Annotated in this window: 11 protein-coding genes; 7 read left to right on the top strand and 4 right to left on the bottom strand. The window is 65.4% G+C overall.

The window, feature by feature from the left end; translation table 11 throughout:
* Positions 1-740: 740 nt before the first annotated feature.
* Complete coding sequence (locus LB524_RS14385) at positions 741-1799, top strand: alpha-hydroxy acid oxidase (protein WP_140665969.1); 1059 nt, start codon at positions 741-743, stop codon at positions 1797-1799.
* A 398-nt stretch (positions 1800-2197) separates the two neighbouring features.
* Entirely contained in the window at positions 2198-2749 is a 552-nt protein-coding gene (locus tag LB524_RS14380) for a GNAT family N-acetyltransferase (protein ID WP_224527398.1), read from the top strand.
* 39 nt (positions 2750-2788) lie between these two features.
* Here LB524_RS14380 and LB524_RS14375 read toward each other — a convergent pair whose 3' ends face one another.
* Entirely contained in the window at positions 2789-3811 is a 1023-nt protein-coding gene (locus tag LB524_RS14375) for an aminopeptidase (RefSeq protein WP_224527546.1), read from the bottom strand.
* A 242-nt stretch (positions 3812-4053) separates the two neighbouring features.
* Here LB524_RS14375 and LB524_RS14370 point away from each other — a divergent pair, with 242 nt between their 5' ends.
* Positions 4054-4812, top strand: a complete 759-nt coding sequence (locus LB524_RS14370) for an SDR family NAD(P)-dependent oxidoreductase (RefSeq protein ID WP_140876555.1) — start codon at positions 4054-4056, stop codon at positions 4810-4812.
* Positions 4809-5705 carry a sigma-70 family RNA polymerase sigma factor gene (locus LB524_RS14365; RefSeq protein ID WP_224527393.1) on the top strand — a complete coding sequence of 299 codons (897 nt, stop codon included), beginning with the start codon at positions 4809-4811 and terminating at the stop codon, positions 5703-5705. Before LB524_RS14370 ends, LB524_RS14365 begins: the two co-directional genes overlap by 4 nt.
* A gap of 12 nt (positions 5706-5717) precedes the next feature.
* Here LB524_RS14365 and LB524_RS14360 read toward each other — a convergent pair whose 3' ends face one another.
* From LB524_RS14360 to LB524_RS14350, 3 genes are all read right to left on the bottom strand, one after another.
* Positions 5718-6338: an FMN-binding negative transcriptional regulator gene (locus LB524_RS14360; protein WP_224527391.1), complete on the bottom strand. Its 621-nt coding sequence runs from the start codon at positions 6336-6338 to the stop codon at positions 5718-5720.
* Positions 6339-6465: 127 nt separating this feature from the next.
* Positions 6466-7614, bottom strand: coding sequence for an amidohydrolase (locus tag LB524_RS14355; RefSeq protein WP_224527389.1), 1149 nt, complete (start codon positions 7612-7614; stop codon positions 6466-6468).
* Positions 7615-7711: 97 nt separating this feature from the next.
* Positions 7712-8167, bottom strand: a complete 456-nt coding sequence (locus LB524_RS14350) for a hypothetical protein (protein WP_140824308.1) — start codon at positions 8165-8167, stop codon at positions 7712-7714.
* Positions 8168-8382: 215 nt separating this feature from the next.
* On the opposite strand from LB524_RS14350, the gene LB524_RS14345 reads away from it, so the two are divergent.
* From LB524_RS14345 to LB524_RS14335, 3 genes are read left to right on the top strand one after another with little or no spacing between them, the layout of a single operon-like run.
* A complete protein-coding gene (locus tag LB524_RS14345) occupies positions 8383-9243 on the top strand; it encodes an FAD binding domain-containing protein (protein WP_224527386.1) in 861 nt (286 codons plus the stop codon).
* The gene (locus LB524_RS14340) at positions 9243-9719 is read left to right on the top strand and encodes a (2Fe-2S)-binding protein (protein WP_015316741.1); all 477 of its coding nucleotides are present in this window, start codon (positions 9243-9245) and stop codon (positions 9717-9719) included. Before LB524_RS14345 ends, LB524_RS14340 begins: the two co-directional genes overlap by 1 nt.
* A gap of 1 nt (position 9720) precedes the next feature.
* Complete coding sequence (locus tag LB524_RS14335; protein WP_224527385.1) at positions 9721-11985, top strand: xanthine dehydrogenase family protein molybdopterin-binding subunit; 2265 nt, start codon at positions 9721-9723, stop codon at positions 11983-11985.
* The last annotated feature ends 11 nt before the right edge of the window (positions 11986-11996 follow it).

The following is an 11996-nucleotide window of genomic DNA, read 5'->3' as shown; positions in this document are numbered from 1 at the left end:
CTTGTTTCTCACTCCGCGTGTCTCAGGAGGACGCCGTGCAACGCCCAAGCTCGATCGACTGGCCCATCTGGCATGACGATCCCTTGCATGAAGAGTCTTGGCACAATCCGGCGTGGCGCGGCGCGGTTGCACCACTGTGTCACGACATTGCGCTTGCCAACTATCTCGAAAGGCAAAAGGCCCACCGCGGATCAGTGGTTCGCCGGCTTGATCTCTCAGCCGTCATGGGCCGCGCATGCGTAACGATCGCGCGTGTCGGACGCGCTTTCCTCCAGCGATTGCGCCCGTTGCAGCGTAGCGGGGACCCTGCGAAGAATGCTTGAGTTGGTCGACGACATTGACTTGAGAATGTCGAGGGCCCACTCGGGATTCAGCAAGGCTCTGGGCCCATCGTGCGCGGCACCGAGACCGGTGACATACTGCCCTATCCACGGACTGACCTTCCGACCCACAGGGCCGAACCCCGCCATGACCCCTTCTCCCACAACCGGGAGCAGGCAGGCTCGGTTGGTCGGCAATTTCGGGGCCGATCAAGTCGATGCGAGCGACAAGCCCTGAAAGTCATTTTTGAAGATCCAAGCCTCAAAGCTCCTGGTCTGCCTCTGGCCGCGTTTCCGCCGCCCGGTCATCGACGTTCGTTGCCCTGAGCGCTGTGCCGCCGTCTTGCGGCCAGCGGCCAAATGCGCGAATGTTGTCTTTGGACTTAGCCGACTTTTTTGACACGTTGACCGGAGTGGGCCATGCCGCTCGACATCGAGACCCGGTTTCTCTGCCTAGCGGATCTTGAACCGGCGGCACGAGAGGTATTGCCGCACGCAGTTTACGAGTTCATTGCTGGGGGTGCTGGCGACGAAATCACCAAGCGTGACAATGAAGCCGCATTCGACCGCATCAGATTAAGGCCGCGCGTGCTACGCGATGTGACAAGACTTGATACCGGGATCACGCTCTTCGGACAAAGTCTGCCGCATCCGATCATCCTGGCCCCAATAGCATATCAGCGGCTGGTGCATCCGGAAGGCGAGGTGGCAGCGGCGCGCGGCGCCGGAGTGGCGGAAGCGGTGTTCACTCTGGGTACCACGGCGACGGCGGCGATCGAGGATTGCGTGGCGGTGAGCCAGTCTCCAGTCTGGTTCCTGCTCTATTGGCAAAGCGATCGCGGTTTCAATGGCGAACTCGTATCGCGCATGGCGGCACTGGGCGCGAAGGCAATCAGCGTGACTGTCGACTTGCCAACGCCAGGCGATCGCCACAGGCAGTTCCGGGCAGGATTCAAAATTCCCGACAGCCTCGCAACGCCATACTTCAAGGACCGTAACACCGGCGTGCTCAAAGTTGGCACTGCGCAGCGGCGGGCGATGCCGACCTGGGCGGATATTGCCTGGCTGCGTTCGCTGACAACCCTACCGCTTATCCTGAAGGGCATTCTCGATCCTGACGATGCCGAGCAGGCAATCAGAACCGGTGCCGATGCCATCGTCGTCTCGAACCACGGTTCGCGCAACCTCGACACCCTGCCAGCGACCATCGACGCCCTGCCCGCCATCTCGGAGCGGGTAGCCGGGCGGATTCCCATCATCCTCGACGGCGGCGTGAGGCGTGGCACAGACGTTTTGAAGGCGATTGCCCTAGGGGCAAGCGCCGTCATGATTGGTCGCCCCTATGTCTACGCACTTGCAACGGATGGTGCCGACGGCGTAGCCTATTGTGTCCACCTGCTCCGCAGAGACTTCGAGGCGGCAATGGCGCTAACCGGCCGGGCGCGCATCGACGAGATCGACCGGTCGGCAATCTGGTGAAGCCCCAACTATTCCTCGGCATGTTCAGTATTGCAGATCTACGCTTTACTCCGTCCCGCTTTTTGTCCAGCCGAGCGCCCACTATATTGTCGCATTGTCGCCGATTCTGAGAATTTGGACAGAGAAGCCGATGGTCTGCTGTCGGCCCCACAACAGCCGTTTATGTTCATCGCGAATCCCCAACGCGCGTTGTCATAGTCCCGCCCTGTGGTGGGCTGGCGCCATCACCAAATCTCACGCCATGACCGGCGGCAGCCGGGTGGTCCCGGAGTGATAGCGCAGGGCGCTGGGGCTGAAGGCGGTTGGGCGTAGCTTGCGGTCGAATCTGTCCTGGCGGTCAGCCGCCGCGGCTCTCAGCTCCGTTGCATTGGCGCTGCCCCGGGTCGAAAATGCCCTCCATGAAAGCAGTTCCCAGGCTCACCACACCAAGGCTCGTGCTTCGGGCGCCGGGCGAGCGGGATATCCCGGCGTGGTTCGCGCGCGCGAGCGATGTCGGATCCGCCTCCCTTGCCGGCGATCCCGTTGCCGACGACATCGGCGCGGGCGAGCGATGGCTCGCCCTTGCGCGTCAGCGGTTCGCCGACGGCCGGGCGATCAAATGGTCGATAGACCAGCCAGGCGTGGCGGACGCGATCGGGACGATAACCCTGTCCTTTGGCGCGGACGACGCCAGGTCGGCCGCATTGGGATTTGTGCTGGGGCGTACCCATTGGGGGCAGGGGCTGGGCTCCGAGGCGGCCCGCGAAGTGGTTCGCTACGCCTTCGAGACCCTGGCGCTCGCACAGGTGACGGCCGAGGCGGCGGCGCGCAATGTCGCGTCGCTGCGGATCCTGGCGAAGCTCGGCTTCAAACATGTCGACAGTTTCATCGATGAGTCCGACGGCGAGCACTGCGAGCGTTTTGTGCTCGACGCGCACATAGGACCGTTAGTCCTGGCGAACCAGGCTTAGAGCCATCCGAGCACGCCAAAGGCCACCGTGCTCTGCAAGTCAATCGCACGTGGTCGCGGACTTGAGCGCTTCGGCCCGGGCCGGTTCGCGCAGGTCAGCGATCCGTCGAACGGAAGCGTAGAATCTCGGATAGTCGCTGGAGCACAGCTCGAACAAGCGAATAAACGCAGGAACCTGTTCGCCATAGACAGACGTCGCTGCGAGCTTTGCGTTGTTGATCGGCGCATTGAACCAGGCGTCGTATCCCCGGTATCCGGCCCAGCTTCCGTCGCGCATTTGCCGGTAGCGCGTCCGCAACCTGTCGAGCGTGGCTGCCTTGGCCGCCGCCATCCCGTCGGGGGTCCGGGAGCTTTCATAGACCTGCCGCAACTCGTCGCGGGTTTTCGACACCAGTGCGAGAAAATCGGCGCTGCGCTTGCGATCGGCCTCGTAGCGGCGCAATCCGGCGCGATCGCCGGCGGCGCGGAGCCATTTTCTCGTGCCGGTGGTTTCGACGGCGACCGCGAAAGCCTCATTGAATGCGGAATCGCCGTTCACATAGAGGCGCTGATGCGCCAGTTCATGAAAGACAAGGCTCGCCAGATAGGTGTCGTCCTGACGCAGCATGGTCGAGAGCAGCGGGTCGCTGGACCAGCCCAGCGTGGAATAGGCGGTGATGCCGGTGACATAGACGTCCAGCCCCTGTCGATGAAGTGCCATGGCGCTTTCGGTCGCGGATTTCCGATCGAAGTAACCCCGGTAGGGAACGCAGCCGAAAACCGGAAAGCACCATGTCTTGGGCGTGAGCGAGAATTGCGGGGCGGCAAAAACGGCCCAGGTCACGGCGTCCCGGTGGATGTCGACATAGCTGCGATAGCTGCTGTTGTCGGGCAGTGCCAGCTCATCCGTCGCGAACCGCCTTATGGCGCTCGCCGACGTCAGCTTGGCGCGCAATGCCTCCGGCGTCGAAGGGGCCTCGATCAGTTTTCCAACGTCCTGGCGCGCGGCCATGATCCGGACATGGCCCTCCAGCGATTGCGCGTAGTAGGAAACGGTGGTGCAGCCGCTCAGTGCGGACGCCACGGCCGCCACCGCAAACAATCGAAAAACGCGCTTCACTTCTTCCCCACCGCTTCGTCACCTGCCATGGAGCACATGTTGCGCCCCAATGTCCAAACCGGCGCACCAATTTTCGTCAAGATCCATAGCGAGCAGCGGCGCGGACTGTCGACCCGGCTTCTGGCTGACGACAATCTCCCCCACCGCTGACTCTTTTCCGGATCCTCAAACGTCTTAGCTACAGTGAAACACTGGAGCAGGGTCAAATGAGCCTCAGGGATAAGAAAATCGTGGTCACCGGCGGCAGCCGTGGGCTTGGTCTCGGATTGGTCGAAGCGCTTGTCGAGCAAGGCGCCGGCGTGACCGTGGTCGCGCGGGGCGCCGAGGCGCTGCAGGCGGTCGGTGCGCGGCTTGGGGTCGCCACCATCGCCGCCGATGTCACGGACGAGGACGCCGCCTATCGCATTCTTGGCGAGGTCCGCCCTGACATACTGGTGCTCAACGCCGGCGCCACGCCCCGGATGGGGCGGCTGGACCAGTTGAAGTGGGAGGACTTCTCCATTGCCTGGGAAACCGATGTCAAGGCCGGGCTCTACTGGCTGCAGGCGGCGCTGAACCTGCCGCTCGGGCCGGGCAGCCGGGTGCTGGTCGGGTCGAGCGGTGCGGCCGTCACCGGGTCGCAGATGTCGGGCGGCTATGGCGGCGCCAAGCGGATGCTCTGGTTCATGGCCAAATACGCCAATGGCGTGGCGCAGGAGAAAGGCCTCGGCATACGCTTCCAGGCGATCGTGCCACGGCAGATGATCCTCGACACCGGGATCGGCGATGCGGCCGCGAGCGCCTATGCCGGCTCGATGGGCATCACGCCGGAACAATTCGTCACCCGCTTCGGCGCGCCGATGCCGCCCCGGGCTTTCGGCGACAGGGTGGTCTCGCTGCTGGAAGACCCGCAATATGGCGAGGGCGTCGTCTTCGGCCTCAGCGGCGACGCCGGGGTGACGATCATGGAGGGCGCGGGTCCTTGAACGACGGAAAGCCAGCGGGGGAGCGCGACCGCCAGGAAGGGCTGCTTGCCCTTGCCACTGCCTTGCGGCCGGAGCTGCACCGCTATTGTTCGCGCCTGATGGGCTCGGTCATCGACGGCGAGGATGTCGTGCAGGACACGTTCGCGCGCGTCGTCGTTGCCCTGGAGGAGTTGTGTGAGGTGCCTCGGCTCAGGCCGTGGCTGTTCCGGATCGCCCACAACCGCGCGCTTGACCTGTTGCGTAGCCGCGCAATCCGCGCCGTGGAGCCGATCGAGGCGGCGCTCGACATAGCCGACGAAGCCGACCCGGTGGAGGTGCTGATGCGCAGGCAAGCCGTGCAAACCGCCGTGTCGCGCTTCGCCGAGCTTCCGGTGACGCAACGCAGCGTGGTCGTCCTCAGGGATGTGCTCGACGAGCCGCTGGCCGACATCGCCGCCCTGCTCGGCATCACGGTCGATGCGGTGAAGGCGCATCTGGCGCGCGGCCGCGCCCGGCTTCGGCGGATCAACGCCGGGGCCAATCCGCTCCCCGATGCGCGCATCGCATCGGCGGCCATCCTGCGCTACGTCAATCTGTTCAACCGACGCGACTGGGACGGCTTGCGCGCGCTGCTGGCCGACGATGTGAGGCTCCATCAGTCCACGCACAAGCCGCGCGCGGGGGCCGCCGACGTCGGCATGTTCTTCACCATCTACGCCAGGAGCGACGGCTTGTGGCTCAGGCCGGCATGGGTCGAGGGCCGCGAGGTGATCGCGGCGTTCGAAGACCGGGCCGACGCGAAACCCAGTCATTTCATGTGGCTGGAATGGCGCGACGGCCGGATCAGCTTCATTCGCGACTACCGTTATGTCCGGTACGTTCTCGAGGACGCCGACCTGGTGCTGGCAAGGTGAGGCGCCGTACCTTCACGGGATGAGGGCGGAGACCTCGCGGTCGGACGGACGCTCGCTCGCCGCCAGCCCGGAGGCCACGCCGGCGCGGTCGGCGGTGTTGCGGTTCTGGCTCATCTTGCGCTTGCCTTCGAGCCTGACGACCGGCATGCGCAGGCCGACAATGCCGCGAAGCTGCGACTGGATGAAGTCTGGCGGCGCGTCCGACACGGCCCAGGGCGCGGCGCGCGCGCCTTCGTGCAGGTTGGTCAGCCGGGTGACGACCTCCAGCAGCCTGTCCGCATCCTCGAAGAACTCGACCGGTCCGTAGGCGTGGACCGCCGCGTAGTTCCAGGTCGGCACGACCTTGCCGGTTTCCTGCTTGGTGGCGTACCAGGCCGGCGTCACATAGGCGTCCGGGCCCATGAAGATGGCCAGCCCGTCGCCGATCGCGGGAACGCGCCACTGCGGGTTGGCCCTGGCCAGATGGCCATGGATGACGCCGTGCTCGCCCTCGGTCTCGTCGAGAAAAAGCGGCAGCGGGGTGGCGAGCGGCCCGTCCGCCGTGGCGGTGACGAGATTGGCCAGCCGCGCGGCGCGGATCGTCGCGATCAGGCTATCCTTGTCGTCGTCGCGGAAGGCGGGCGGCGTGTACATTTTCGAACTCCTCGCGTTGCCCTCACAGATGCCACACAATCCGGCCCGTTGGGAATATCCAGTTCGAGGCATCCAGGTGGCCAGTTGACAGAGCTTTGCGGCGGAGCTGGCCGGCGTGCCGCTGAGATCAGCCGAGAAGGTTGCGCGCGGTCCTCATGAAGATCTTCGAGCCGATCGGGATCAAATCGTCGGGAAAGTCGTAGTCGGGATTGTGCAGGGCAGGGTGCCGCTCGCCCGCACCGAGGAAGAACATCGCCGACCTGGCGCTGTGGCCGAACAGGCCGAAATCCTCCGAGGCGCGCATCGGCAAGGCTTCCTCGCCATGCGCGACGCTCTCTTCATCGAGGGCGCGCCGCAGGTGCTCGACCGCATCCGGCGCGTTGACGCTGGCGACGAAGATCTCGTGATAGTCCCAGCTGGCGGAGAGGCCGTGGCGGCCGGCAATCTCCTTGACCAGGGTTTCGGCGGCGGCGCAGAGGTCGGCCATGCGCTCGTCGCGGCGCGTGCGCAGCGTTGCCCAGACCTCGGCGTGGGCGGGCGCGATGCCGAACACGGCTTCGCCCATCCGCGCATGGGTGACGGTGACCATGGAGAAATCATCGTCAGCGAAAGTCGCGCGGCCGAGCGCTGGCAGAGCCGGCATCAGCTCCGAGATCGCCGGCATGGGCGAGGTTCCGGTCTCGGGCATGGAGGAATGCGCGGTCTTGCCTTCCAGCACGATGCGCATGCCGCGCGAGGCGCAATTGACCACGCCGGGCTTGAGCCTGACCTCGCCGAACGGCACGCCAGGCAGATTGTGCAGCGAGAAGGCGAAATCCGGCGCGATCTCGCCAAAGCGCGGATCGGCGACGACGCCGGCCGCGCCATTGCCGGTTTCCTCGGCCGGCTGGAACATCAGCACGACGCGGCCGCTGGCGGGACGTTCGCGGCCGAACTGGCGGCCAAGGGCGGCCAGGATGGCGGTGTGCCCGTCATGGCCGCACATATGCGACTTGCCAGGCACTTGCGACGAATGCGGCACGCCGGATAGTTCCTCGATCGGCAGCGCATCGAGTTCGGACCGAAACAGGACGGTTGGTCCGTTTTTGCCGCTGTCGTAGATGGCCGCGACGCCGTGGCCGCCGAGGCCGGTCAGCACCTTGTCCGGCCCGGTGTCGGCGAGGAAGGAGACGACCTCTTTCGCCGTCTTCTCCTCTTCGTTCGAGATTTCCGGCTGCCGGTGCAGCTTGCGCCGCCACTCGGTCAGTTCGACAATGTCGCGATTGGTCAGGGTCATGTTTTTCGCCTCCACTGCGGTCCTGTGCTAGCGATAAACGGCCTTGCCTACCACGGTCCAAGTTCCGGGCTTTGGCGGGCCAGGCCTCGCGATCGGTCTACTTCACGCGGTTGGGGCAGAGCGCCTTGAACTGGTCCAGCGTATAATCGTAGCCCGAGGCGCCGGAGCCATCCAGCACCACCTTTTCGTCGACGGCGGTGATCCGGTAATCCGTCGTCACATCCGTGCCCTTGTTGCGGCCCTGGAACAGCATGGCGGCGCCATAGAAAGTGGTGAATTCGCCGGTCTTGCAGTTGGCGGTGATTTCGAAATGCAGGGGCGCCTTCATTTCCGCATCAATGCACTCCTCGGTGAAATCATGGCCGTATTCGCGGCAGTAGAGGCGGGCCTTGCGCCTGTCGTGCCTGGCCAGGATGCTGGCGTGCGTGGAGCCGATGCCCGACTTTTTGACGATGGTAAGCTCCATTCCAACCCGGGCGCCGTAATAGAGCGTCGCGGCGCCAGCCGGCGCGGCCAGCATCACGGCGCAAAGCACAGCCAACAGACGTCGCATGGAAATTCCTCCCTTGGCCGGGAAGGATTGACGCACGAGGCGGGGCGGTCAAGCCCCAATTGGCCCCACTGGCTGACGCTTCGCGGCCATGTTCCAGGTCGAGTGGACCGCATTTTGCCGCACCTGGCCCAATCGCCTCGGCTCGGGAAACGGATGGTCATTATGAGACGATTGTTTATAACGGTCGCTGAAAATCGCGATACCAAGGGGAGACGATGCGCTACATACGTCCGCTTTCAATCGAAGACGCCGTCGGCCAATTGGCCGGATCGGCCGGCCCGGCCGCCATCCTTGCCGGTGGCAGTGACCTCCTGGTGAGGATGAAGGGCGGCTTTGTCGAACCCGAACTGATCATCGACATCAAGTCGATCGCCGGCTTGCGCGACATCAGGGAAACCGCCGACGGTTTCAGCATCGGCGCCGCCGTGCCTTGCGCCGTGCTGGGCGAGAACGCCGCGCTGAAGAAGGCTTGGCCTGGCGTGGTCGAGGCGGCCAAGCTGATCGGCTCGAAGCAGGTGCAGGGACGCTGCACCATTGTCGGCAATCTGTGCAACGCCTCGCCGGCGGCCGACAGCGTTCCGGCGCTGGTGGCTGCGGGCGCCAGGGCCGTGGTCGTCGGCCCGTCGGGCAAGCGCACCATTGCGGTCGAGACGGTGCCGACCGCGCCGGGCCGGACCTCGCTCGCCAAGGGCGAGATCATCGAGGCGATCCTGCTCGGCAAGCCCGCGCCGCGTTCGGCCGATGCCTATCTCAGGTTCATTCCGCGCACGGAGATGGACATCGCCGTGGTCAGCGCCGGCGTGAACCTGACGCTCGACGGTGCTGGCGTCGTGACGGCTGCCCGTGTGGCGATCGGCGCCGCCGCGCCGACCGTGCTTTTGGTGGAAGAAGCGGCCGAGGCCTTGATCGGCCGCAAGCTCGACGAAGCGGCGCTGGAGCGGCTGGCCAAGGTCTGCGCCGGGGCGTGCCGGCCGATCGACGACAAAAGAGGCACAATCGAATTCAGGCGCAAGGTTGCGGGCGTGCTGGCCAGGCGGGCCGCACAGACCGCCTATGCACGTGCAGGAGGCAAATGATGGCTGGCGTAGCGGTTTCAACCACGATCAACGGCGACAATGTCGAATATCTCTGCCAGCCCGACGAGACGCTGCTCGACGTGCTGCGTGACCGGCTGGGGCTGACCGGCGCGAAGGAAGGCTGCGGCACGGGCGATTGCGGCGCCTGCAGCGTCATCGTCGACGACCGGCTGGTCTGTTCTTGCCTGGTGCTTGGCGCGGAAGCCGAAGGCCGCCGCATCGAGACCGTCGAGGGCATGGCGCATGGCGACAGGCTGCATCCGCTGCAGCAGAAATTCCTGGAGCACGCCGCACTGCAATGCGGCATCTGCACGCCAGGTTTCCTGATCGCGGCCAAGGATCTCCTGGCCAAGAACCCCGACCCGACCGAGGAGGAAATCCGCTTTGGCCTGGCCGGCAATCTCTGCCGCTGCACCGGCTACGACAAGATCGTGCGCGCCGTCCAGGACGCGGCCATCGTTATGAAGGGAGCCTGAGATGAATTTCGATCCGCGTTTTTCGGGGCGTAAATTCGCATCCGTCGGCACGCGCCCGATCCGCCCCGACGGTGTCGACAAGGTGACCGGCCGCGCCCGCTACGGCGCCGATTTCAACATGGCCGGCCAGCTGGTCGGCCGCGTGCTGCGCAGCCCGCACGCGCATGCCAGGATCCGCAAGATCGACACTTCGAAGGCGGAAGCGCTTGCGGGCGTCAAGGCGGTGATCACCGCCGCCGACCTGCCCGACCTCACCGACGGCGATGCCGCCATGTACGACATCCTCGACAATTGCATGGCGCGCACCAAGGCGCTCTATGACGGCCATGCGGTGGCCGCCGTCGCCGCGATCGATGCGCGCACGGCCAGGCAGGCGCTGAAGCTGATCGAGGTCGACTACGAGGTGCTGCCGCATGTCACCGATGTCGACGAGGCGATGGCGCACCACGCGCCGCTGATCAACGACACGATCTTCACCGAAGGGCTGGAGGAAAAACCGGTCAAGGCTTCCAACGTCACCAAGCGCTCGCAGTTCGGCCATGGCGACGTCCATCAGGGTTTTGGGCAGGCCGACTTCATCGTCGAGCGCTCGTTCAAGACCGAGCAGACCCACCAGGGCTATATCGAGCCGCATGCCTGCGTGGCCAATGTCAGTTCCGACGGCACGGCGGACCTGTGGGTCTGCACGCAGGGCCATTTCGTCTATCGCCAGCACTGCGCCCAGCTGCTTGGCATGGAAGCCTCGAAGCTGCGCGTCACCTCGTCCGAGATCGGCGGCGGTTTCGGCGGCAAGACCCATGTCTGGGCCGAGCCGGTGGCGCTCGCTCTGTCGCGCAAGGCCGGCCGCCCGGTGAAGCTGGTGATGACCCGCGACGAGGTGTTCCGCGCCTCGGGTCCGACCAGCGCCACCTCGATCGACGTCAAGATCGGCGCCCGCAAGGACGGCACCATCACGGCGGCGGAAGCGACGCTGCGCTACAGCGCCGGCCCCTATGCCGGCTCCTGGGCCGAGATCGGCGCCATGACGGCCTTCGCCTGCTATCGTCTCGATAACGTCAAGACGGTGGGCTACGAAGTGCTGGTCAACCGGCCGAAGACCGCCGCCTATCGCGCGCCGTCGGCGCCGATGGCTGCCTTCGCGGTGGAAAGCGCCGTCGACGAGCTCGCCAAGGAACTCGGCATGGATCCGGTCGAATTCCGCATCAGGAACGCCGCCCAGGAAGGCACGCGCTCCTCCTACGGCCCGGTCTATGGCCCGATCGGCATCGGCCCGACGCTGGAAGCGGTGAAGAGCCATGCGCACATGAAGGCGCCGCTGAAGGAGAACCAGGGCAGGGGCATGGCCTGCGGCTTCTGGTTCAATTTCGGCGGCCAGACCTGCGTGGACTTGAACATCGGCATGGACGGCTCGGTGTCGCTGGCCGTCGGCACGGTCGACGTCGGCGGTTCCCGCGCCTCGCTGTCGCTGGTCGCGGCGGAGGAGCTCGGCATCGACTATTCCCAGCTCAAGGCGGTGGTCGCCGACACCTCTTCCCTCGGTTACAACGACATGACCGACGGCAGCCGCGGCACCTTCTCGTCCTCGATGGCGACCATCTCGGCCGCCCGCAACGCGATAAAAATCCTGCGCGAGCGCGCCGCGCAGATGTGGGACATCTCGGTCGACGACGTGATCTGGGAACAGGGCCATGCGGTCGCCAAGGGCGAGAAGCACGGCAATCTCGGCAAGCTGTCGCTGAAGGAGATCGCGGCCAAATCGGGCACCACCGGTGGGCCGATCGCCGGCCATAGCGAACTCGTCGCCGACGGCGCCGGCGTCTCCTTCGCCACCCATATATGCGATGTCGAGGTCGACCCCGAGACGGGTTCGACCAAGGTGATCCGCTACACGGTGGTGCAGGATGCCGGCAAGGCGGTGCACCCGACCTATGTCGAGGGCCAGTACCAGGGCGGTGCGGCGCAAGGCATCGGCTGGGCGCTCAACGAGGAGTATATTTACGGCAAGGACGGCCGGCTGCAGAACGCCGGCTTCCTCGACTACCGCATCCCTGTCTGTTCCGACCTGCCGATGATCGACACGCAGATCCTGGAAATCCCCAACCCCAACCACCCCTATGGCGTGCGCGGCGTCGGCGAAACCTCGATCGTGCCGCCGCTGGCGGCGATCGCCAACGCGGTGTCGAACGCGGCCGGCGTGCGCATGACCCACATCCCGATGTCGCCGCCGCGCATCCTGGCGGCGATCGAGGCGGAACGGGAAGGGTAGGACCCCGGCGC

The organism is Mesorhizobium sp. ESP6-5 (assembly GCF_020164695.1).
GTDB lineage: Bacteria > Pseudomonadota > Alphaproteobacteria > Rhizobiales > Rhizobiaceae > Mesorhizobium > Mesorhizobium australicum.
Note: the sequence above shows the minus strand (reverse complement) of the source record. Positions and strands in the feature narration are given on the sequence as shown.

Bases quoted from the DNA above. Each gene is read 5' to 3' on its own strand.
- LB524_RS14380 (WP_224527398.1), top strand. From the start codon at position 2,198: ATGAAAGCAGTTCCCAGGCTCACCACACCAAGGCTCGTGCTTCGGGCG.
- LB524_RS14340 (WP_015316741.1), top strand. From the start codon at position 9,243: ATGGCTGGCGTAGCGGTTTCAACCACGATCAACGGCGACAATGTCGAA.
- LB524_RS14335 (WP_224527385.1), top strand. From the start codon at position 9,721: ATGAATTTCGATCCGCGTTTTTCGGGGCGTAAATTCGCATCCGTCGGC.
- LB524_RS14345 (WP_224527386.1), top strand. From the start codon at position 8,383: ATGCGCTACATACGTCCGCTTTCAATCGAAGACGCCGTCGGCCAATTG.
- LB524_RS14360 (WP_224527391.1), bottom strand. From the start codon at position 6,338: ATGTACACGCCGCCCGCCTTCCGCGACGACGACAAGGATAGCCTGATC.
- LB524_RS14350 (WP_140824308.1), bottom strand. From the start codon at position 8,167: ATGCGACGTCTGTTGGCTGTGCTTTGCGCCGTGATGCTGGCCGCGCCG.
- LB524_RS14385 (WP_140665969.1), top strand. From the start codon at position 741: ATGCCGCTCGACATCGAGACCCGGTTTCTCTGCCTAGCGGATCTTGAA.
- LB524_RS14370 (WP_140876555.1), top strand. From the start codon at position 4,054: ATGAGCCTCAGGGATAAGAAAATCGTGGTCACCGGCGGCAGCCGTGGG.
- LB524_RS14355 (WP_224527389.1), bottom strand. From the start codon at position 7,614: ATGACCCTGACCAATCGCGACATTGTCGAACTGACCGAGTGGCGGCGC.